Origin of the sequence: Pseudonocardia sp. EV170527-09 (assembly GCF_008369905.1) — a bacterium.
GTDB lineage: Bacteria > Actinomycetota > Actinomycetes > Mycobacteriales > Pseudonocardiaceae > Pseudonocardia.
The window spans coordinates 89,524-111,010 of record NZ_VRMC01000002.1 but is presented as its reverse complement, the minus strand read 5'-3'; the positions used below and the strand labels follow the sequence as shown (position 1 = coordinate 111,010).

Sequence of the window (21,487 nt, the reverse complement as noted above, 5' to 3'; positions counted from 1 at the left end):
CTCAGGCCGTCCGGTCCGGCCGGAACGCCGACGGCGCGACGCCCGCCGGGCGCCCGCCCTCCAGGCGCCGCTTGAGCGCGAAGGCGTGCGCCTTGAACGCGCGGTGCCGCCGGTCGGACTCCGCGCGCAGCCACCGGCGGCGCCGCAGCCGCCCGCGGGGCGGCGGGCCGTCCGGGTCCGCGCGCAGGAAGAAGTGCAGGACGGTGCCGTCGCCCTCCGGCTCGCACCAGACCTCCATGGTCCCCACCAGCGCGCCGGTCACGGTCCAGCGCAGCCCGGCCGGTCCGCGGTCGTGGGCGACCTCGGGGCGCAGGTCGGGCCAGTACGACGGCCACCGGGCCGGGTCGGCGAACTCCGCCGCGACCCGCTCGCGGGGCACGGCCAGGAAGGTCTCGTCGATCACGTCGATCGCGGGCACCGGGTCAGCGTGCCACCCCGTGCGACGGCCCCGGTCACGGGTACCGTCGCGGGCCGGGCCGGACCGGCGGATCAGCTCGTCGATCCGGTATGTCCGGTTCGATGTACGCGGACCCTACTCTCCGGTAGGTTCTGCCGGAAGGTGTCGCCGCAGCCGTCGCGGCGACCGTGTTCTCAGCCTGTCGAGGCCGCCAGGAGGTCGATCCCCGTGCGTGAGTACAGCGTTCCCGCCGCGGTGTCAGTGGGAGACGAGGAATCGCTCTCGGACGCCGTGTTCGACAATGCCGCGCAGCACCCGTCGGACGTGCTCTACCGCCGCAAGGCCACGGACGGGACCTGGTCGGAGGTGACCGCGGCCGAGTTCGCCGAGCAGGTGACCCGGATCGCGGCCGGGCTGATCGCCGCGGGTGTGCAGGCCGGGGACCGGGTCGCGCTGCTGTCGCGGACCCGGTACGAGTGGACCCTGTTCGACTACGCGATCCTCGCCGCGGGCGGGGTCACCGTCCCGATCTACGAGACCTCCTCGCCGGACCAGATCTCCTGGATCGTGTCGAACTCCGGCGCGGTCGGGATCGTCGTCGAGACCGCCGACCATGCCGCCGCGCTGGAGAAGGTCCGCGGGGACCTGCCGTCGCTGCGCACCGTGTGGCAGATCGAGCCCGCCGGGTCGGCCCCGGACGCCCCCTCTGCGGTGGAGCAGCTGCGTGGCCTGGGTTCGGACACCCCGGACGCCGTGGTGCACGAGCGCCGGGGCGCGGTGCGCGCCGACGACCTGTGCACCCTGATCTACACCTCGGGCACGACCGGCCGGCCCAAGGGCTGCGAGCTCACCCACCGCAACATGCTCTCCGAGATCCGCACGATCGCCGCGACGATCCCGCACCTGTTCGAGCCGGGCGACTCGGTGCTGCTGTTCCTGCCGCTCGCGCACGTGTTCGGCAAGGCCATCCAGTGCGGCTGCCTGGCCACCCGCACCGTCGTCGGGCACACGCCCGACGTCAAGAACCTGCTGCCCGACCTGGCGGAGTTCCGGCCGACCTTCCTGCTCGCCGTGCCGCGGGTGTTCGAGAAGGTCTACAACGGGGCCCGGCTCAAGGCGCACAACGACGGCAAGGGGAAGATCTTCGACGCCGCCGCCGACACCGCGATCGCCTACTCCGAGGCGCTCGACGCGGGCGGCCCGGGGCTGCTGCTCAAGGCCCGGCACGCGCTGTTCGACAAGCTCGTCTACGGCAAGCTGCGCGCCGCCGTCGGCGGGAACGTCAAGGCCGCGGTGTCGGGGTCGGCGCCGCTGGGTGCGCGGCTGGGCCACTTCTTCCGCGGCATCGGCCTGCCGGTCCTGGAGGGCTACGGCCTGACCGAGACCACCGCGGGCATCACCCTGAACACCCTCGACGCCCAGCGGGTCGGCTCGGTCGGACGCCCGGTGCCCGGCTGCGCGGTCCGGATCGCCTCCGACGGCGAGATCATGCTCCGCGGCGACATCGTCTTCCGCGGCTACTGGGACAACGAGCAGGCCTCGGCCGAGGCCCTGGAGTCCGACGGCTGGTTCCACTCCGGTGACATCGGCGAGCTCGACGACGGCGGCTTCCTCACGATCACCGGCCGCAAGAAGGAGATCATCGTCACCGCGGGCGGCAAGAACGTCGCCCCGGCCGTGCTCGAGGACCGCCTGCGGGCGCACCCGTTGGTCGGGCAGTGCATCGTGATCGGCGACCAGAAGCCGTTCATCTCCGCGCTGGTCACGATCGACCCGGACGCCCTGCCGGGCTGGCGCGAACGCAACGGCAAGCCCGCCGGTGACGGGAGCTCGGCCGCCGACCTCGTCGACGACCCGGAGCTGCGCGGTGAGATCGCGGCCGCGGTCGAGGACGCCAACCAGGCCGTCTCGCGGGCCGAGCAGATCCGCAAGTTCACGATCCTGCCGCACGACTTCAGCGAGGCGGGCGGCGAGCTGACGCCGACGATGAAGGTCAAGCGCAAGGTCGTCGTGGAGTCCTACTCCGACGAGATCGAGGCGCTCTACGCGGGGACCACCGCCGACAAGGGCTGACCCTCCACCGGCGGCGCCGGGTCGTGCGGTCAGCGCGGCCCGTCGTCGCCGGTCAGGAAGCCGTGCAGCCGCGCCGCCGACGACGGTCCGCCCCAGAGCCGACGGACGCGGGCCCGCCCGGCGCGGCCCATCGCCGTCGCGCGGGCGGGATCGGCGAGCAGGTCCGCGACCCGGTCGGCGACGGCGGCGACGTCCCGTCCCGCCACGACGTGGCCGGTCACGCCGTCCTCGACGGTCTCCGGTGCTCCGCCGGAGTCCCCCGCGACGACGGGCAGTCCCGACGCCGCGGCCTCCAGCAGCGCGATCCCCAGCCCCTCGACGTCGAGCCCGCCCAGGTGGGTGCGGCACGGCAGGGCGAACACGTCCCCGGCGGCGTGGTGCGCGGCGAGCTCGGCGGCCGGCACCCCACCGGTGGCCACCACGGCGTCGGCGACCCCGGCCCGGGCCGCCAGCGCGCGCAGCCGGTCCCGGTAGGGCCCGCCGCCGACGAGCAGCAGCCGGGCGCCCGGCACCCGCGCCCGGATCCTCGGCAGCGCCGCGACCAGCACGTCCTGGCCCTTGCGCGGCACCAGCCGGGAGACGCACGACACCACCGGTGCATCCCCGAGCCGGTAGCGGGCCCGGACCGCGGCGCGGGCGGCCGGGTCGGGCGCGAAGCGCACGGTGTCCACCGGCGGCGGCAGGACCTCGACGGCCGCGTCCGGCCCGAGCGCACCGGCGAGCCGGCCGCGGGTCCAGCGCGAGACCGTGGTGACGACGTCGGCGTCCCGGCCGATCCGGTGCAGCGCCCGCCGCGCGCCGGGCAGCATCGACCAGCCGACCTCGTGGCCGTGCGTGGTGGCGACGACCCGCTCCACCCCCGCGTGGCGGCGCAGGTACGGGCCGAGCAGCCCCAGCGGCGCGGCCGCGCCGAACCAGACGGTCCGGGCGTCGTGCTCGCGGGCCAGCTCCGCGGCGCGCCGGGCGATCTCGGGGACCGGCAGCATCAGCGACGACCGGTGCCGGTGCACGGGGAACGGCAGCGTGGCGTCGTGGGCGGCGGCGCCGCGCCAGGCGGGCGCGTGGACGGCGAGGGTCTCCGGCGGGAGCGCGCGGGCGAGGTCGGACAGGTAGGACTGGATGCCGCCGGGGCGGGGCGGGAAGTCGTTGGTCACCAGCAGCGTGCGCGCCACGGTCGGCGACGCTAGTCCCCGACGGGGTGGCGGCCCCCGGTGGACCCGGGCGGCGGGGTCGGAGCGGCGGGGTCGGAGCGGCGGGGTCGGAGCGGCGGGGTCGGGACGGCGGCTCCGCACGCGCGCGGCGCGTCGGGGATGCGGGCCGCCGTCCGACACTCCGGGGAGCGGACGAGTTCCGCGTCCTCACCGCTGCGTGACCGGAGCGGTCGCCCGCCGGCGAGGCACTGCTCCGCAGGAGTGGTGCTGGTCGCTCGACGGGACAGCTGGTGAGGATGTCGTGCTGTTCAGGTGAACGAGCGGGGCAGCCCGCGGTGACGGTCCGGCCCGGCATTTCTCCGGCGCGGCCATTCTGTCGGACCCCTCCCCTAGCGTCCGCGGTACTCGACCACCTCGGGTCCGACGAAGGAGGAGCCATGATCGTCGACTGCGATCGCTGCGAGGTCCGCGGTGCCGCGTGCGGTGACTGCGTCATCGGGGTGCTGCTGGAGGTCCCGGAGGACGACCGACCGATCCCCTATCTCCCCGTCGACCTGCCGGCCGGCTCGGTGGACACGAGCGTGGCCACGGCCGGGGCCCCGGTGGAGTTCGCCGAGCCGGAGCGCCGGGCGTTGCAGGTGCTGGCCGAGGGCGGCCTCATCCCGCACCTGCGTCTGGTCGAGCCGGGCGCACCGGCACGCACCACGCTGCCGATGCCGGTGGTCCCGCCGGCCGGGCGCCGGACCCGGCACCGTGACGTGGGGTGACCGGTCAGCCGCCGAGGCGGCGCAGCAGCACCGCGGACGCCACGGTGTGCGCGCCCCGGCGGCGCACCGAGCGCACGAGCTCCTGGTCCGACGTCGCCACCAGCAGCGGCCTGCCCGCCGGTTCGGCGGCGACGAGGTCGCGGACGACGTCGTCGGCGATCACCCCGGCGTCGCTGAACAGCACCCGCACCCCGCGGCTGCCGCGCACCGGCGCGGCGATCACCGCGGCGCCGTCGAACACCACGGTGATCTCGGCCCCGGTGCGGGCACCCAGGGCGCTGAGCTGGGCCACCAGCCGGGAGCGCTGGTCGGCCAGCGGCAGGTCCGGATAACCGGTCTTGCTGACGTTGTAGCCGTCGACGATGAGGTGCACCGACGGCACGCTCAGCAGCGCGTCCAGCGCGGCCAGCCCGTCGACGGGTGCCGCGACGCGTGCGCCCGCCGCGCGGTCGCCCGTGCCCGCGACCAGGTCCGCCGGCCGCGGTCCGCCCGCGCCGACGTCGAGCTCGCGGCGCAGACCGGAGATCGCGCCGCTCACGGTGTCGAGCAGCAGCTCCAGGCGCACCTCGTCGCCGCGACGGGCCTCGCGGGCGGCCTGGCGGGCGGCGGCGACCTGACCGGCCGCGGCCTCGGCCCTGCGGCGTTCCCGGTCGGCGCGCTCGCGCTCGGCGGCGGTCTCGGCGCGGGCCCGGGCGAGCTCCTCGTCGACGCCGCCGCGCAGCCGCGCGACCTCCTCCTCCAGCTGGCTGCGGGCGTCGAGCGCCGCACGCAGCCGGGCGCCCTGGTCGCTCACCCGGCGGCGCATCTGCTGGTACTCGATCTCCCGCTCGCCGACGAGCGCGCGGGCCCGCTCCCGTTCCTCGACCAGCTCTGCCCGGGCCCGCTCGAGCTCGGCGGTCAGCTTGTCGACCTTGGCCAGTGCCTCGTCGCGCTCGGCGCGCAGGTTCGCCAGGTCCGCGGTCTGTCCCACCTCGGCGACCCGCCGGTCCGCGAGCGGATCGGCGGTGAGCAGCGCGACCGCGGCCGCATCGAGCTTGTCGACGGGCGCGGGCAGCGGCCCGGGCCCCTCCGCGGCTCCGGCGTCCCCGGCGGGCGCGCCGGTCCCGTCCGGGGACGGGTCGTCGGTGGGCCGTGGCGCGGAGGTCTCGGGAAGCTCCAGCTCACCGGGCCGGTTCTCGGCCCACCAGGCCACCACCGCGGCCCGGAACGCCGCGTCCTGCTGGAGCCGGGCCACCAGCACCTGCCCGCCGAGGCGGGCCCGCTTGGCGGGGGTGAACCGGGCGAAGCGGCGCAGCGGGGTGGGGACCTCCCCGGGCGGCAGCCCGCCCAGCGCGGTGCCCGCGATCTCCGCGAGCCGGGCCCGCAGCGGGGCGGGCAGCTCCGGCCAGTCGCCTACGGCCGGTCCCGCGGTGCCCTCCCCGTCACGGGCACCGTCCTCGGCGCACGACGGCGGCCCGGAGCGCGTGGGCTCCGGTCGCTCCGTGTCGTCGTGCGCCATCTCTCCAGGTTATCCCCGCCCGCCCCGGACCGCCGTCGGCGCGGCCGTCCCCGTACGGGGCGTGCCCGATCGGTGGCGGCGCTGGGCTCGCCCGGGTCCCGGCCGGGCGTTCGAACATACTGTCGGACCCGGCGGCTACGGTGCGGGCGTGACCTCCTGCTCCCCGCAGCTCACCTTCGACGAGCTGGGCACGCCGCTGCGCGACGTCACCTTCTGCGTGGTGGACCTGGAGACGACCGGCGGCAGCCACCGGACCGACGCGATCACCGAGGTCGGCGCCGTCGCCGTCCGCGGCGGCAGCCGGATCTCCGAGCTCGGCACCCTGGTCGACCCGGGCGTGCCGATCCCGGCCGACATCACCCGCCTGACCGGCATCACCACGGCGATGCTGCACGGCGCACCGCCGCTGGGGGCGGTCCTGCCGTCGGTGCTGGACATGCTCCGCGGCTCGGTCCTGGTGGCGCACAACGCCCCGTTCGACGCCGGGTTCCTCAGGGCCGCCTGCGAGCGCCTCGACCGTCCCTGGCCCGGCCCCCCGGTCCTGTGCACCGCGCGGCTCGCCCGTGCCGTGCTGCCGCACGCCGAGTGCCCCAGCGTGAAGCTGGGCGTCCTGGCCCGGCACTTCGGGTGTGCCACCACCCCGGACCACCGGGCGCTGACCGACGCCAGGGCGACCGTCGAGGTGCTGCACCACCTGCTGGAGCGGATCGGGAACCTGGGTGTGCAGAGTCTGGAGGAGCTGCTGCAGCTCGTGCGGGACCGGGCCCCGCACCGGCCCACCACCACCCAGCGCCGCCGCAGGCACCTGGCGAACGACGTGCCCTCCGCACCCGGGGTGTACCTGTTCCGCGGCGGCGACGGCCAGGTGCTCTACGTCGGCACCAGCGGTGACCTGCACCGACGGGTGCGGTCGTACTTCACCGCCGGGGAGAAGCGCCGCCGGGTCCGGGACATGCTCGCCAGCGCCGAGAAGGTCGACACGGTGGTCTGCGCGCACGCCCTGGAGGCCTCGGTGCGCGAGCTGGCCCTCATCGCCGCGCACCGCCCGCCCTACAACCGGCGCTCGCGCAACCCCGGCCGGGCCTACTGGGTGGTGCCGACGGCGGAGGCGTTCCCGCGGCTGTCGGTCGTCGCCACCCCGCGGGCGGGCGCCCTGGGCCCGTTCGGGTCGCAGCGGGCCGCGACCGACGTGCTCGACGCGGCACTGGACGCGCTGCCGCTGCGCCGGTGCACGATCCGCATCCCGGCCCGGAACCCGTCGGCGACACCGTGCGCGCTGCACGAGCTGGGCCGCTGCGCCGCGCCGTGCGCCGGTCTGCAACCGGCCGAGGACTACGCGCCCGCCGTGCACGCCTGGGGTCACCTCGTCGCGGGCAGGGACGACGGCCCGCTGCGGGTGCTGGCCGCCGAGGTCGACGACCGGTCCGCGGGCGGGCGCTACGAGGCCGCTGCACGGGCCCGGGACCGGCTGGCCACGCTGGCCGCCGGGGTCGACCGGGGCACCACCCTGGCCGCGCTCGCGGGGATCGACGAGCTGGTCGGCGCCCGGCCCGACGGCCGGGGCGGCTGGGAGCTCGCCGTGCTGCGGCACGGACGGCTCGCCGCGGCGGGCACCGCGCCGCGCGGGGTTCGGCCGATGCCGGTCGTCGAGGCGCTGCGGGCCGGCGCGCAGACGGTCCTGCCGGGCGACGGACCGCTGCGCGGGGCCCCGTCGGAGGAGGTCCGGATCCTGCACCGCTGGCTCACCAGCGGCGGGACCCGGCTGGTGTACTGCGACCCGCCGTGGGCGGAGCCGGCGTGGGGCGGGGGCGCCTGGCGCACCTGGGCCGAGCGGGCCCGGGAGGCCTCGCACCGCACCGGTGACCGTTCCCCCGACGAACCGGCCGGGGTCTGAGGTCGCCCGGGAGACTGCACGGAGGCCGCACCGAGGCCGCACGGACGACGGCGGCCCCGCCGGAGACCGGGTCTCCGGCGGGGCCGCCGTGGAGTGCTTCCGGGCCGGGGCCCGGGCCGTGCTCAGTCGCGCGGCTGCTGCGGACGACCACCGTCGTCCGGGCGGCCCGCGAGCTCACCGTGACCGGACTCGATCTCCGCCCGCGCCTCGTGACGCCGGCGCGACTCCTCGAGCTCGCGCTCGTGGGCCTCGTGGCGGGCCGCGGCCAGCGCACGGGACTCCTCGACCGGGTCGGGCGTGAGCAGCGAACCGGAGACCGGCTCACCCGCCGAGCCCAGCTGGTTCATCCGCTTGGGCACCGAGGCGCCCTGGTACTCCAGCGGGATGGCGTGGCCGTGCGCGTCGACGCCGCCCAGCGGCTGGTGCACCTCGATGAACTCACCGTGCGGGAGCCGCTTGATGATGCCCGTCTCGATGCCGTGCTCCAGCACCGCGCGGTCCGACCGCTGCAGACCGATGCACCAGCGGTAGGCCACCCAGTACACGATCGGCGGCACGACGAGCAGACCGATGCGGCCGGCCCACGTCGTCGCGTTCAGCGAGATGTGGAAGAAGTACGAGATCCAGTCGTTGAACCCGCACATCACGAGCCACAGGTAGAACGAGATCGCCATGGCGCCGAGCGCGGTCCGGACCGGCACGTCGCGCGGCCGCTGCAGCAGGTTGTGGATCGCGTCGTCGCCGGTGAAGCGCCGCTCGATCGACGGGTAGGCACCGGCGAGCACGAACAGCACCGGCAGGAAGCCCGCGGTGGGGATGAACGCCGCCGGGATCGTGTACGTCCCGAACAGGTAGAACTCCCACGGCGGGAAGATCCGGCCCATGCCCTCGGACCACAGCATGTAGAAGTCCGGCTGCGACCCGGCGGAGATGTGCGAGGCGTCGTACGGGCCGAGGTGCCAGATGGGGTTCATCTGGAACAGCCCCGAGATCAGCGCCAGCACACCGGCGACGACGAAGAAGAACGCGCCGCCCTTCGCCGCGAACTGCGGCATGATCCGAACGCCGACGACGTTGTTCTCGGTCCGGCCGGGGCCGGGGAACTGGGTGTGCTTCTGGTACCACACCAGCCCGAGGTGCACGGCGATCAGCGCGAGGATGATCCCGGGCAGGATCAGCACGTGGATGATGTAGAGCCGCGGGATGATCTCGGTCCCGGGGAACTCGCCGCCGAACAGCGCCCAGTGCACCCAGGTGCCCATGATCGGCACGGTCAGCGTGATGCCCGAGGCGATGCGCAGACCAACACCGGAGAGCAGGTCGTCCGGCAGGGAGTAGCCGGTGAAGCCGGCGAAGGTGCCCAGCAGGATCAGCACGATCCCGATGGTCCAGTTGGCCTCGCGCGGCTTGCGGAACGCTCCGGTGAAGAACACCCGGAACATGTGGATGATCATCGCCGCGACGAACAGCAGCGCCGCCCAGTGGTGCAGCTGGCGCATGAACAGCCCGCCGCGGACCTCGAGCGAGATCTCCAGGGCGGACTCGTAGGCCCGCGACATGTGCACGCCGCGCAGCGGGTCGTACGGCCCGTTGTAGACGACCTCCTGCATGGAGGGGTCGAAGAACAGCGCCAGGTAGGTGCCCGACAGCAGCACGATGATGAAGCTGTACAGGGCGATCTCGCCCAGCATGAACGACCAGTGGGTCGGGAAGACCTTGTTGAACTGCTTCCGCAGACCCGCGGCCGCGTGGTAGCGCTGGTCCGCCTGGTCGAGTGCTTCGCCGCCCTTGGCCGCGAGGCCCCCTGAGGAGGTGGTGGGTGTCGTGATCGAGCTCATGTCGTCTTCGGCCTCTCCCAGAACGCGGGTCCGACGGGCTCCACGAAGTCGCTGCGGGCGACGAAGAAGCCCTCCTCGTTCACCGTGATCGGCAGCTGAGGCAACGGCCGGGCGGCCGGCCCGAAGACGGGCTCGGCATCCTGGGTGGCCAGGAACTGCGACTGGTGGCACGGGCAGAGAATGCGGTTGTCCTGCGCCTGGAACAGCGAGGTCGGGCATCCGAGGTGGGTGCAGACCTTCGACCAGGCGTAGAAGTCACCGTAGTTGAAGTTCTCCTGACCGGGGCGCTTCGTGACCTCGGTCCCGGGGCGGAGACGGATGAGCATGACCGGAGCGTCCGAGGCGCGCTGCGCGTGCAGCAGCTCCTCCTCGTTGCCCCGCTCGCTCTCGCGGTACGGGAAGACCGTCATCATCGCACCCGGCTCCATGTCCTCGGGTCGCACACGGGCGATCTCGGAGAGGATGCCGGTGTCGGTGCGCAGGTAGACCGTCTCGCCGTTCTCCGGACGCCAGCCGGTGTGCCACAGCGGGGCGTTCTCACCCTCGGCCCACGGGTTCCGGATGATGCCGCCGAGCGCGACGACACCGGTGCCGATACCGGCGACGGCCGCCGCCAGTCCGGCGCTGCGGATGATCAGCTTGCGACGGCCGATCGTGGTGCCCTTGCCCGCGTCGGCGACCTGGGCCAGGAACGTGGCGCGGTCGACGTCGGTGGACGGGCCGTCGTGACGCTGCTGGACCGAGGTCTCGTCCGGGAAGAGCTTCTTCACCATCTGGATGACCGCGATGCCGATGGAGAGCACCGCGAACCCGAAGGTGAAGCCGATGACCGGCGTGTAGAGGTTGTAGAGCGCGTGGCCGGGCTCGCCGACGTTGACGTACTCCCACGGCCACGCGATGAACGCGACCACGAAGGCGATCATGGAGATCGCCGAGATGATGAACCACAGCGCGACCGAACGCTCGGCGCGCTTCTCCGCGCGGGTCCCCGGGATCGGGAACGCCGGCGTGTTGTGCACGACCTCGACCTCGTCGAGCTCGCCGGCCAGACGGGCCAGCTGCTCGGGCGACATCTCGTCGAGCTCCTCCTTGGTCGGGCGACGGTCCGACCCGGTGCTGACTTCGCTGCTCAACTCTTCGCCCCCAACCAGATGGCGAACCCGACCAGACCGGACATCACGACGGCGAAGATGAAGACACCCTCGGCCGTCGGACCGAGACCCAGCAGCGAGTAGCCGCCCGGGTCGTTGGCGTGGTTCACCGACTTGATGTACGCGATGATGTCCTGCTTCTCCTGCGGCGTGAGCTGCTGGTCGGAGAAGCGCGGCATGTTCTGCGGGCCGGTCTGCATCGCGGTGTAGATCTGCTCCTCGCTGGCCGGCTCGAGCGCGGGAGCGTACTTGCCGGACGACAGCGCGCCGCCGACGCCGGTGAAGTTGTGGCACGAGGCGCAGTTCAGCCGGTACAGCACGCCACCACGGCCCGGGTCGTCGCCGCGCAGGGCCTCGCCGGTCGCGGCCGGGGTGACCGGCCCGCCGCCGTTGGCCTGCACGAACGCGCCCAGCGCCTCGAGGTTCGCCCGGCCCTCCTGGGTCTCCGGGTCGAAGATCGGCAGCGGGTGCTTGCGGGCGGCCTGGGCCTCCTGGCGCGCCATCGGCATACGCCCCGAGGACACCTGGAAGTAGACCGCGGCGTCGCCGACGCCGATCAGGCTCGGGCCGCGCTCCTGGACACCCTGCAGGTTCGCGCCGTGGCACGTGATGCAGGTGTTGTTGTAGAGCTGCTCGCCCTTGGCGATCAGCGCGGTGTCCTGCTGGGCCTGGGCGACCTGCGGCTGTGGCGCGAAGGCGGCGTAGAGGAAACCGACGGACAGCAGGCCCAGCCCGATGGCGAGGGCGCCGGCGATGCGGCGCTTCACTTTGCCGTGCGGACGGGTGCGGCCCCCGGCCTTCTCGTCCGGCCGTTCGACCGGTGGTGGGTTCTGGTTCTCGGTCATCGCTGGGGGTCTTCCAACCTCGACGTCGTGGCGGGTGCTGTCAGGGGACGGGCGGCGCGATCGGTCAGCGGATGAAGTAGATCGTGGCGAACAGCCCGATCCACACCACGTCGACGAAGTGCCAGTAGTAGGACACCACGATCGCCGCGGTGGCCTGGGCGGGCGTGAACTTGCTGAGCTTCGTGCGGATGATCAGGTACACGAACGCGACGAGGCCGCCGACCACGTGCAGCCCGTGGAAGCCGGTCGCCAGGTAGAAGACCGACCCGTAGGCGCTCGAGGAGATCGTCGTCTCGTGCGAGGTGACCAGGGTGTAGTACTCGAACGCCTGGCCGAGCACGAAGAACGTCCCCATCGCCAGCGTCAGGGCGTACCAGCGACGCAGCCCGAACACGTCGCCGCGCTCGGCGGCGAACACGCCGAACTGGCAGGTGAACGAGGACGCCACCAGGACGAGGGTGACCACCAGTGCGTAGGGGACGTCGAGCTCGGTGGGCGGCGGCGGCCAGGGGCCGTCGTTCTGCGCCCGCGCGGTGAAGTACATCGCGAACAGCCCGGCGAAGAACATCAGCTCGCTGGAGAGCCAGACGATGGTGCCGATGCTGACCAGGTTGGGGCGGTTCAGCGAATGGATCCGCGCGCTGATGTTGGGTGCCGCTGTCGTCACGTCGGGCATTATGACCCGAGCCGAACTTCTACGGCTTGTCGGGATACCCCTCACCGCATCACGATCGGCGAACGGACCCGATGCTCGGGAACTCATCGCCTGGTCGGGACGACGGAGCGGCCGCCACGCGGACCCGGTCCGGATCGTCGACACGACAACGTTCGGGGGTGTCGGGAGGTTCCCCTAGTATCGCCGGCGTGAGCGGACGAGCGGCAGAGATCGGCAGCGCGGCCGGGTCGGGGACGGGGACCAGCACGGTGCTGGTCTACAGCCACCGTCCCGAGGTCCGCGAGAGCATCATCGAGGCGGTCGGGCGGCGGCCCGCGCCGGACGTGGGCCGGGTGCGCTGGGTGGAGGCGGCCGGCATCGCCGAGGTCCTCGCGGCCTGCGACGCGGGTGAGGCCGACCTGCTGGTCCTCGACGGCGAGGCCCAGCCGACCGGTGGGATGGGCGTGGCCAAGCAGCTGCGTCACGAGATCGTCGACTGCCCGCCGATCGTGCTGACCGTCCGCCGCCGGGACGACCGCTGGCTCGCCACCTGGTCGGAGGCGGACGCCGTGCTGGTGCACCCGCTCGACCCGATCGAGGCGGCCGAGGTCGTCGCCCAGGTCCTGCGCGACCACCGACCCGGCACCCTGACCCAGCAGCAGTAGCGAGACAGAGGACACCTCACGTCGTGAGCGCACCCACCTGGCCCTCCGTGATCGGCCGCCTGATGCACGGCGAGGACGTCACCGCCGACGAGGCGACCTGGGCGATGGGTCAGGTGTTCGCCGGGGAGGCGACCCCGGCGCAGCTCGCCGGGTTCCTCGTCGCACTGCGCGCCAAGGGCGAGACGCCCGCGGAGATCTCGGGCATGGCCGACGCGATGCTCGCCCACGCGCTGCGGGTGCACGTGCCCGGTCGCTCGGTCGACGTCGTCGGCACCGGCGGGGACCAGGCGCACACGGTGAACATCTCCACGATGGCGGCGATCGTCGTCGCGGCGGCGGGTGCGCCGGTCGTCAAGCACGGCGGGCGCGCGGCGTCGTCGCAGTGCGGGACGGCCGACGTGCTGGAGGAGCTGGGGGTCGCGATCGAGCTGACCCCGGCCGCGGTCGAGCGGTGTGCCGCCGAGCTGGGGATCGCGTTCTGCTTCGCCCAGTCCTTCCACCCCGCCATGCGCTACGCGGGCAGCGTCCGTCGCGAGCTCGGGGTGCCGACCGCGATGAACCTGCTCGGGCCGCTGTCCAACCCGGCCCAGCCCGAGACCGGTCTGATCGGCTGCGCCGACCCGCGACACGCCGCGACGATGGCCGAGGTCTTCGCCCGGCGCGGCAAGTCGGTGCTGGTGGTGCGCGGCGACGACGGGCTCGACGAGCTGACCACCACCGGGCGCAGCACCGTCTGGATCAGCGACGGCGGCACCGTCCGCGAGGAGCGGCTCGACCCGGCCGACCTCGGGGTCGGCGTGGCCACCGCCGAAGACCTGCGCGGCGGCACCCGGCAGGTCAACGCCGCCGTGGTCCGCGACCTGGTGGCCGGCAAGAGCGGCCCGGTGCGCGACGCGGTGCTGCTCAACGCCGCGGGCGCGCTCGCCGCGCACCGCGGGATCGGCACCGACCTCACGGCCGCGATCGGGGACGCGCTCGACGCCGTCGCCGCGGCCGTGGACTCCGGCGCCGCGTCCGACCTGCTCACCCGCTGGGCGGCGCTGTCCACCGAGCTGGCCGCCTGAGGGAACCCGCACCACCGTCGACCGGCCGCCCGAGCGGTCCGGGCGGTTCGGGCAGCGCCGTCCGCCGGGCCGGCACGCGACGGTGCGCCGCGGGCCGGGACGGGGCTCAGTCGAGGCCGATGGCGAAGGCCGCGTCGGTGTCGGCCTTGGAGTAGGACCGGAACGCGATGTGCGTGTCGGTCCCGACGACGCCGTCGATGCGGCTGAGCCGGCTGGCGATCACGTCGGCGAGCTGCTCGTGCTCGCGCACCTTGACGATCGCGATCAGGTCCACGTCGCCGGCACAGGAGTAGACCTCCGACACGCCGTCGAGGTCCGCGATGGCCTGCGCGGTCTCGGGGATCCGGTCGGCGGCGGTGTGCACCAGGACGATCGCGGTGATCACGGTGGGGCTCCCCCTCGGGTCAGGGCGTGGCGGACACCGGTCAGGCTAGTGGGGGCATCCCCTGTGGCGCAGGCCGCATCCGGTTGCTACTGTCACCGCCATGCGCACCGTCGAGCACACCCTTGCTCCGGCCGCAGCGCTGCCCGCACTCATTCCCGCGGTAGTAGCACTGCGCGTCGGCTGATCCAGGCCGCCGACGCGCCCGCGCCGCAATCCCGGCGCTTCCCTCCCGCACACCGCGGTGAGGATCTTCGAGACCTGGCTCGCGTTCCCGCTTCTCTCTCGCGCAACGCACGGAGCCACACGATCATGAGCATCACCGCCGACCGCCCCACCACCACCTTCTCCTTCCCCACCGGTGCCGGTGGCGCCGCGGACATCGCGTCCCGGATGCCCCGCCGGCACACCGTCGTCACCGGCGACGGGATGGCCGGGGTCATGCAGATCGCCTCGGCGCTGCAGAGCTGTGGTCGCACGCTGCGCGAGTTCTGCGTCGACGTCCGTGAGGGCGTCGCCTACAGCTCGGTCACCTGCACCCTGTCGATGACGCCCGACGAGGCCGACGACTTCACCCGCGGCATGGGCGCCATGCCCTGCGTCCTGGCCGTCGACCCGTACTGAGGCGTGCTCACCTGCACCGAGCCGACGGGCCCGCGACCGCTACGGCCGTGAGCTGCGGCTGCGGGCCGCGTCGAGCATCTCGGCCCGGTCCGCGATCTTGACCCGCTCGGTGCCGCCGCGCCGCTCCCCCAGGGCGATCTCGGCGGCGTCGAGACGCAGCCAGTCCTCCCACAGCACGGGGTCGACGCCGTAGGAGCGCATCCGCTCGACGACGGCGTCGCCACCCGGCCGCGGCGGCGTCGCCAGGTCCGGCAGGTCGGCCAGCACCGACTCCGCGGTCTGTGCGCCGTCGCCCTTGTTGGTGCCGATCACCCCGGTCGGCCCCCGCTTGATCCACCCGGCCACGTAGCTGCCGCGCACGGGCTCCCCGCCGAGCAGCACCCGTCCGGCCTCGTTCGGGACGGTGCCGGTCGCCGGGTCGAACGGCAGCCCCTCGATGGGCTCGCCCGCATAGCCGATGGCCCGCACGACCAGGCCCGCCTCCAGGGTCTCGACCTCACCCGTGCCGTGCACCCGGCCGTCGGCGTCGACGGCGTTGCGTTCGACCACGACGGCGCCGACCCGGCCGGTGCCGTCGTCGACAAGCCGGACCGGCGACCGCAGGAACCGCAGGTGGATGCGCCGACGCGCACCGGTCGCGGACCGGGCGGCCCATTCGGTCAGCATCTCGATGTTCTGACGCATCCGCCGTTCCTCCGGCTCGGCGACGCCCGCGGCGAGCAGGCCGTCGTCGTGCACCACGACGTCGACGTCGTCGAGACCCCCGAGACCGCGCAGCTCGGCGGGGGTGAACTTCACGTGCAGCGGGTCGCGCCGGACCAGCACGTGCACGTCGGTGACCGCGCTCGCCCGCAGCGCGTCGAGCACCGCGTCGTGCGCGTCGGTGGCGGCGAGGTCGTCGGCGGGGCGGGCCAGGACCCGCGCGACGTCGACGGCGACGTTCCCGGCGCCGACCACGACCGCGCCGGGGCGGTCGAGCAGCGGGCCGGGGCCCACCGCGTCCGGGTGCCCGCAGTACCAGGACACGAACGCCCCCGACCCGACCGAGCCCGCGAGGTCCTCCCCCGGGACGCCGAGGTCGCGGTCGACCGCGCTGCCGGTGGCGTGCACGACGGCGTGGTAGTGCTCCCGCAGCGCCTCCCCCGGGATGCCGCCGGGGCCGACGTGCACGTTTCCGAGGAACCGGACGCGGTCGCTGTCGTCGAAGGTCCGCACCAGCGCCCGGATGACCGACTTCATCTTCACGTGGTCGGGGGCGACGCCGTAGCGGACCAGGCCGTAGGGCGCGGGCAGCCGGTCGATCACGTCGACGTGCACCGCCGGGTCCCCCGCCAGCAGCGCCTCGGCGGTGTACAGGCCGGACGGCCCGGACCCGATGACGGCGACCCGGTGGGGTCGGGGGCTGAGGACCTGCGGGGTCGACACGTGCGCACCTCCGAGCCGGGGACGGTGACGACGCTAACAGCGATGACCCGTCCGGGCGATCACCGACGCAGCGCGGTGCCGACGGCGCGCACCGCGGTCCGCCCGTCGGGCAGCAGCAGCTCCGTGCTCAGGGTGCGGAAGCGCCGGCCGTCGCGGATCGCGACGGTGCGGGCCCGCAGCCGGTCGGTGACCTGCACCGGCCGGAGGAACTCCACCGTCGTCGACAGCGGCCGGGCGTCGCCGGCGCCGGGGTGCGCGGACTGGGCCGCGGCGGCGAGCCCGGACAGGACCGCGCCGTGGGCGGTGCCGTTGAGGTTGGTCGTCGACGGGCCGGGGGTGAACACGACGTCGCCGTCGGCGTCGCGCTCGAGGTTCTCCGGCCGCAGCCGGATGGCCTCGAACGGCGGCAGCGCGGCCCGTACGTCGGCGCCGGGAGCGGTGGCGCCGGGATCAGTGGGGTGGGGATCGGTGGGGCCCGGGGCGCGAGCGGTCGCGAGCCCGCCGGGGCCCGCGGGGACACCGGTCAGCGCGAAGGTCGCGACGACGTGCGCCACGGCGACCCCGGTGTCGTCGTGCATCTCGGCCCGTCCGACGCCGACGGCGTCGTCGAGGTGCAGCAGGGTCAGCTCGGCGCGCAGCCACCGCGCGTCCGCCGCGGGGATCCCGGCCAGGTCCAGGCGCAGGTCGACGGTGGGGGCGCCGGCGACGAGACGCGCCGTGGAGAACACCAGGTAGCCCAGGCCCGCGTCCGCGAGGAGCGCCGGGACCACCGGGAGGACCCGGCCGTCGGCGGTGCGGACGCCGTCGTGCAGCGGGGCGCGCACCACCACGCGCTCCCGCGTCGACGACGGGTCGGGGACCATCCCGAGGCCGGACTCGACCGGCGCGCGCCGCAGCCGCTCCCGGGTGCCCGGTCCGGGCCTGGTCTGCTGCGGTTGCGTCGTGCCGGTCATGATCCCATCGTGCGTCACCCCGGGGGTACTCCCGGCTCCGGGTCCCGGTACCCGGCGGTGAGCAGTGCCGCCTCGTCGTCGACGGCGCGCCGGTCGGCGGTGAGGACGCGCACCCGGCGAGTGTGCCGGTCAGCCCGCCGTACGGGAGTACCGGCTCACCGGGCGGGCGAGCCCGAACCGGTCCCGCAACGTCCCGTCGTAGGGGGCGGGCGCCCAGGCGTCACCGAGCGCGGGGAGCAGGCCGTCGACGATCTCGTCCACCCCGGACGGCAGCGCGAGCGGGACCAGGACGAACCCGTCCGCGGCGCGCTCCTCGGCGGCGTCGCGGAGGAGGGCGGCGAGCTCGGCCGGGTCGCCGACGTGGCGCAGCGTGGCCGGGCCGGTGTCGGCGCCGGCCGGGGCGAGGGCGTCGAGCTCGCGCAGCCGGGCGGGGGCGTCGTCGCCCAGCAGGGTCTCGACGTCGAGCAGCACGGTGACCTGCTCGGGGTCCCGCCCGGCGCCGGCGACGGCGGCCCGGACCTGGTCGCGGGCCTCGGCAGCACCGGCGACCGTGTCGGCCGCGACCCGGACGACGTCGGCGTGGCGGCCGACGGTCGCCAGCGCGGCGGTCTCGTCGCCGCGCAGCACGGTCAGCGGCTGCCCCTGCGGCGGCCGCGGTGTGATCGACGGTCCGGTCACCGAGAAGAACTCGCCGGTGAAGTCGATGTGGTGGAGCCGGTCGCGGTCGACGAAGCGCCCGGTGGCGGCGTCGCGGATCTCGGCGTCGTCCTCCCAGGAGTCCCACAGCCGCGCGGCGACCTCGATCACCTCGCCGGCCTCCCGCCAGAGCGAAGCCGCGTCGCGGTCGGCGCGCGCACGGCCGAACAGGTCGGCCTCGGCCTGGGTGCGCGACACCTCGGGCTGCCACCCGGCCCGGCCGGTGGACACGAAGTCGAGGGTGGCCACGGCCTTGGACAGGTGGAACGGCTCGGTGTGGGTGACGGTCACCGTCGGCACCACCCCGATGCCGGGGACGGCGGGCGCGACCCGCGCGGCGACGGCGACGGCGTCGAGGGTGCCGGGCAGCGCGGCCGGGTCGGCGCCGGGCGACTGCAGCGAGTCGGGCAGCGCGACGAGGTCGAGGCCGCCGCGCGCCGCGGTGCGCACCAGGTCCAGGTGGTACGGGGCGGTGAACAGCCGGGCCGGGTCGGCGCCGCCGAGCCGCCACGCGCCGGGGTGACGCCCCGCCGCTCCGAGTTCGACCGCCAGGTGCAGACGTCCGCTCACCGTGCCTCCGTCGCTCGTGTTCAGCTCCTGACCGAGCCAACCCGTCGCGGACGCGGTCTGTTCCCGGCTACCCCGCAGCGCGCAGGTCCGCCTCGATCGCGGCGGCGCAGGCACGCAGCTCGGGGAGGATGTCCGCGCGCAGGCCGTCGGCGTCGTTGCGGGAGGCGTGGGTGGAGACGTTCGCGGCCGCGACGACCCGCCCCGCGCGGTCGTGGACCGGCACCGCGAGCGAGCGCAGCCCGGCCTCCAGCTCCTGGTCGACGACGCAGTACCCGTCCGCGCGGACCCGGTCCAGCTCGGTGCGCAGCTGCTCCGGGGTCGAGACGGTGTGCGCGGTCAGCGCCGCGGGCTCCAGCGCGGCGAGGTGGGTGTCGAGGTCGGCGGGCGGGAGGGCGGCGAGCAGGACCCGGCCCATCGACGTCGCCCAGGCGGGGAAGCGGGTCCCGATCGTGATGGTGACGGTCATGATCCGCGAGGTGGGGACGCGGGCGACGTAGACGACGTCGTAACCGGTGTGCGGGTCGCCGTCGAGCACCGACACCGACGCGGACTCGCGCACCGTGGCGACCAGCCGTTCCAGGTGCGGGGCGGCGATCTCGGGCAGCCCCATCGCGGACAGGTAGGACCAGCCGAGCTCCAGCACCCGCGGGGTCAGCGCGAACAGCCTGCCGTCGGTGCAGACGTAGCCCTCCTCGGCGAGGGTGAGTAGGAACCGGCGCGCCGCGGCGCGGGTGAGCCCGGTGGCACGGGCGACGTCGGCGAGGGTCTGCTGCGGGCGGTGCGCGTCGAAGGACCGGATGACGGCCAGACCGCGGGCCAGCGAGCGGACCTGCTCGGTGCGCGGGGCGCTCACCCGGGCCGCCCGGCGAGGACGGTGTCGACCAGGTCGGCGGCGTGCCCGGTGCCCGAGCCCTGCGCGCCCGCGGCGAGGGCGAGGTTGCGGGCCATCGCCCCGGGGTGCACCTGCAGCCCCTCCAGGCTCACCCGCAGCCGGGCCGCGGCACCCGCGGTGACGCGCAGCAGCGCGACGAGCGTCTCCCACTCCGCGTGCCAGGCCCCGGCGGCGCGCTGGAACTCCTGCTCGGCGCCCGCGAGCAGCGTCGCGACCAGGCCGGGGGCGCGCTTCGCGGCGCCACGGGCGGTGACGGCGGCGGCCGGGTTGCGCTTGTGCGGCATCGACGACGAGTCCCCCGGCGCGGACTCCGACACCTCGCCGAGCTCGGTGGCGGACAGCAGCACCACGTCGCCCGCGGGCTTCGCACAGGCCCCGGCGGCGACGCCGAGTGCCCCGGCGAGCTCGCCGATGCGGCTGCGTTCGGTGTGCCACGGCACGCCCTGCGGGGCGAGCCCGAGCCGCGCGGCCAGCGCGTCGGCGAAGGCCGGGCCGTGCGGGTGGACGGCTGCGAGGGTGCCCGCGGCGCCGCCGTAGGAGACCGGCAGGGCGTCGAGCACCCGGTCGAGACCGGTGTGCGCCCGGTCCAGCCCGGTGCACCAGGTCGCGGCGACCAGGCCGAAGGTGGTGGGCAACGCCTGCTGGCCGAGGGTGCGGGCCGCGCACGGGGTGTCGCGGTGGGCGGCGGCGAGCGCGGCCGCGGCGTCGGCGCAGACCGTGAGGTCGGTGACGATGCGGTGCCCGGCCCAGCGGGTGAGCAGCATCAGCGCGGTGTCCATGACGTCCTGGCTGGTCGCGCCCGGGTGCACCGCCCGCTCGGCGCCGGGCTGGATCCGCGCCGCGGCCGCCTTGAGCCGTTTGACCAGCGGGATGACCGGGTTGCCGCCCTCGACCGACTCGGCGGCCAGCGTGTGCGGGTCGAGGCCCGCGACGGCGGCGACGGCGCGTTCCACCGCGTCGGCGTCGTGCTCGGCGACCGCGCCCTGCTCGGCGGCGACGGCCGACAGCGCCAGCTCGACCTCCAGCAGGGCGGCGATCCACGCGCCGTCGTCGAGCAGGCCGTCGACCCGGTCGGTACCGGACAGCGGCCCGAGCAACGTGTTCGCCATGCGTACGAGCGTACGGCCTGCGACCGCCGGGGAGGAGGACGCCCGCGCCGCCCGGCAGGCAGAATGGCCCGACGTGTTGACCCACATCCTGCTCGACCTCGACGGCACCCTCGTCGACTCCGCCCCCGGCATCCTCGGCTCGATGCGCCGCGCCATCGACGAAGTGGGCCTGGACGTCCCCGAGTCCGCGCTCGGCACCCACCTGCTCGGCCCGCCGCTGTACCGCAGCCTGCCCCCGATCCTCGGCGAGGAGGGCGCCGCCGCGGTGCTGCCGGTGTACCGGCGGATCTACGGCGACGAGGACGGCTGCCTGGACTGCACTCCGTACCCCGGCGTCGAGGAGCTGCTGCGTGCGCTGTCCGCGGCCGGCGTGACGATGGCCCTGGCCACCAGCAAGGCCGAGCCGCCGGCCCGGCGGATCATCGCCCACCACGGCTGGACCGACCTGTTCACCGAGATCGTCGGCGACACCCGCACCGCGGACCGGCCGACCAAGGGCGCCGTGGTCGCCGAGGCGCTGCGCAGGCTCGGGCACCCGTCCGGTGCCGACGAGCCGTTGATGGTCGGCGACCGGCTGCACGACGTCGAGGGCGCCGCCGAGCACGGCCTGCGCTGCGTCGGCGCGGGCTGGGGCTACGCCGAGCCCGGTGAGCTGGTCGCGGCCGGCGCGGACACCGTCTACGACTCCGCGGACGAGCTCCGGGTCGCCCTGCTGGGCCGAACGGGTGGTCCGACGGGGCAGGACGGCGCATCCGCGGCGGCCCTACCCCGGCAGTCCCTCAGCTGAGACCCGGTCGGGCGGCCCCCTCCGTCCGGCCCGTGCCGGGGACGCGGACGG

20 protein-coding genes are annotated in these 21,487 nt (G+C 74.9%); 7 read left to right on the top strand and 13 right to left on the bottom strand.

What is annotated here, in order from left to right:
- Position 1: 1 nt before the first annotated feature.
- Complete coding sequence (locus tag FVA95_RS01235; protein WP_149662543.1) at positions 2–418, bottom strand: polyketide cyclase / dehydrase and lipid transport; 417 nt, start codon at positions 416–418, stop codon at positions 2–4.
- 207 nt (positions 419–625) lie between these two features.
- Between FVA95_RS01235 and FVA95_RS01230 the strand changes: the two genes are divergently transcribed.
- Complete coding sequence (locus tag FVA95_RS01230) at positions 626–2,470, top strand: long-chain fatty acid--CoA ligase (protein WP_149662542.1); 1,845 nt, start codon at positions 626–628, stop codon at positions 2,468–2,470.
- 29 nt (positions 2,471–2,499) lie between these two features.
- Here the strand turns inward: FVA95_RS01230 and FVA95_RS01225 are convergent, their stop codons facing one another.
- A complete protein-coding gene (locus tag FVA95_RS01225) occupies positions 2,500–3,642 on the bottom strand; it encodes a glycosyltransferase family 4 protein (RefSeq protein WP_149662541.1) in 1,143 nt (380 codons plus the stop codon).
- A gap of 416 nt (positions 3,643–4,058) precedes the next feature.
- Between FVA95_RS01225 and FVA95_RS01220 the strand changes: the two genes are divergently transcribed.
- Entirely contained in the window at positions 4,059–4,388 is a 330-nt protein-coding gene (locus FVA95_RS01220; RefSeq protein ID WP_020621586.1) for a hypothetical protein, read from the top strand.
- Between the two features lie 4 nt (positions 4,389–4,392).
- Here the strand turns inward: FVA95_RS01220 and FVA95_RS01215 are convergent, their stop codons facing one another.
- A complete protein-coding gene (locus FVA95_RS01215; protein WP_149662540.1) occupies positions 4,393–5,886 on the bottom strand; it encodes an NYN domain-containing protein in 1,494 nt (497 codons plus the stop codon).
- A gap of 148 nt (positions 5,887–6,034) precedes the next feature.
- Between FVA95_RS01215 and FVA95_RS01210 the strand changes: the two genes are divergently transcribed.
- Positions 6,035–7,780: a DEDD exonuclease domain-containing protein gene (locus tag FVA95_RS01210; protein WP_149662539.1), complete on the top strand. Its 1,746-nt coding sequence runs from the start codon at positions 6,035–6,037 to the stop codon at positions 7,778–7,780.
- A gap of 122 nt (positions 7,781–7,902) precedes the next feature.
- Here FVA95_RS01210 and FVA95_RS01205 read toward each other — a convergent pair whose 3' ends face one another.
- The 4 genes from FVA95_RS01205 to FVA95_RS01190 all read right to left on the bottom strand — a co-directional run bounded on the left by FVA95_RS01205 (position 7,903) and on the right by FVA95_RS01190 (position 12,290).
- Positions 7,903–9,618, bottom strand: a complete 1,716-nt coding sequence (locus FVA95_RS01205; RefSeq protein ID WP_149662538.1) for a ubiquinol-cytochrome c reductase cytochrome b subunit — start codon at positions 9,616–9,618, stop codon at positions 7,903–7,905.
- Positions 9,615–10,751 carry a ubiquinol-cytochrome c reductase iron-sulfur subunit gene (locus FVA95_RS01200; protein WP_043279663.1) on the bottom strand — a complete coding sequence of 379 codons (1,137 nt, stop codon included), beginning with the start codon at positions 10,749–10,751 and terminating at the stop codon, positions 9,615–9,617. The genes FVA95_RS01205 and FVA95_RS01200 overlap by 4 nt, the downstream gene beginning before the upstream one ends.
- Positions 10,748–11,614 carry a c-type cytochrome gene (locus tag FVA95_RS01195; RefSeq protein WP_075307264.1) on the bottom strand — a complete coding sequence of 289 codons (867 nt, stop codon included), beginning with the start codon at positions 11,612–11,614 and terminating at the stop codon, positions 10,748–10,750. The genes FVA95_RS01200 and FVA95_RS01195 overlap by 4 nt, the downstream gene beginning before the upstream one ends.
- Positions 11,615–11,678: 64 nt before the next feature.
- Positions 11,679–12,290 (bottom strand): heme-copper oxidase subunit III, encoded by a 612-nt coding sequence (locus tag FVA95_RS01190; RefSeq protein WP_020625132.1) that lies wholly within the window; start codon positions 12,288–12,290, stop codon positions 11,679–11,681.
- Between the two features lie 248 nt (positions 12,291–12,538).
- Between FVA95_RS01190 and FVA95_RS01185 the strand changes: the two genes are divergently transcribed.
- Both FVA95_RS01185 and trpD read left to right on the top strand, forming a co-directional pair.
- Positions 12,539–12,934, top strand: a complete 396-nt coding sequence (locus FVA95_RS01185; RefSeq protein ID WP_020625131.1) for a response regulator — start codon at positions 12,539–12,541, stop codon at positions 12,932–12,934.
- 23 nt (positions 12,935–12,957) lie between these two features.
- Positions 12,958–13,998, top strand: a complete 1,041-nt coding sequence (gene trpD, locus FVA95_RS01180) for an anthranilate phosphoribosyltransferase (protein ID WP_149662537.1) — start codon at positions 12,958–12,960, stop codon at positions 13,996–13,998.
- A gap of 106 nt (positions 13,999–14,104) precedes the next feature.
- On the opposite strand, the gene FVA95_RS01175 is transcribed toward trpD, so the two are convergent.
- Positions 14,105–14,383 (bottom strand): Lrp/AsnC family transcriptional regulator, encoded by a 279-nt coding sequence (locus tag FVA95_RS01175; protein ID WP_060711495.1) that lies wholly within the window; start codon positions 14,381–14,383, stop codon positions 14,105–14,107.
- A gap of 309 nt (positions 14,384–14,692) precedes the next feature.
- Here FVA95_RS01175 and FVA95_RS01170 point away from each other — a divergent pair, with 309 nt between their 5' ends.
- Positions 14,693–15,004: a hypothetical protein gene (locus tag FVA95_RS01170; RefSeq protein ID WP_149662536.1), complete on the top strand. Its 312-nt coding sequence runs from the start codon at positions 14,693–14,695 to the stop codon at positions 15,002–15,004.
- A gap of 39 nt (positions 15,005–15,043) precedes the next feature.
- Here the strand turns inward: FVA95_RS01170 and FVA95_RS01165 are convergent, their stop codons facing one another.
- The 5 genes from FVA95_RS01165 to FVA95_RS01145 all read right to left on the bottom strand — a co-directional run bounded on the left by FVA95_RS01165 (position 15,044) and on the right by FVA95_RS01145 (position 20,649).
- The gene (locus FVA95_RS01165; RefSeq protein ID WP_149662535.1) at positions 15,044–16,429 is read right to left on the bottom strand and encodes an FAD-dependent oxidoreductase; all 1,386 of its coding nucleotides are present in this window, start codon (positions 16,427–16,429) and stop codon (positions 15,044–15,046) included.
- A gap of 59 nt (positions 16,430–16,488) precedes the next feature.
- A complete protein-coding gene (locus tag FVA95_RS01160) occupies positions 16,489–17,382 on the bottom strand; it encodes a PaaI family thioesterase (RefSeq protein WP_149662534.1) in 894 nt (297 codons plus the stop codon).
- Positions 17,383–17,511: 129 nt separating this feature from the next.
- A complete protein-coding gene (locus FVA95_RS01155; protein ID WP_240051187.1) occupies positions 17,512–18,648 on the bottom strand; it encodes an LLM class flavin-dependent oxidoreductase in 1,137 nt (378 codons plus the stop codon).
- Positions 18,649–18,715: 67 nt separating this feature from the next.
- Positions 18,716–19,501 (bottom strand): IclR family transcriptional regulator C-terminal domain-containing protein, encoded by a 786-nt coding sequence (locus FVA95_RS01150; protein ID WP_149662533.1) that lies wholly within the window; start codon positions 19,499–19,501, stop codon positions 18,716–18,718.
- Positions 19,498–20,649 (bottom strand): lyase family protein, encoded by a 1,152-nt coding sequence (locus FVA95_RS01145; RefSeq protein WP_149662532.1) that lies wholly within the window; start codon positions 20,647–20,649, stop codon positions 19,498–19,500. The genes FVA95_RS01150 and FVA95_RS01145 overlap by 4 nt, the downstream gene beginning before the upstream one ends.
- Between FVA95_RS01145 and FVA95_RS01140 the strand changes: the two genes are divergently transcribed.
- On the top strand, positions 20,648–21,436 hold the full coding sequence (locus tag FVA95_RS01140) for an HAD hydrolase-like protein (RefSeq protein WP_240051186.1): 789 nt from the start codon (positions 20,648–20,650) through the stop codon (positions 21,434–21,436). The two genes, FVA95_RS01145 and FVA95_RS01140, sit on opposite strands and share 2 nt — an antisense overlap.
- Positions 21,437–21,487 lie beyond the last annotated feature (51 nt).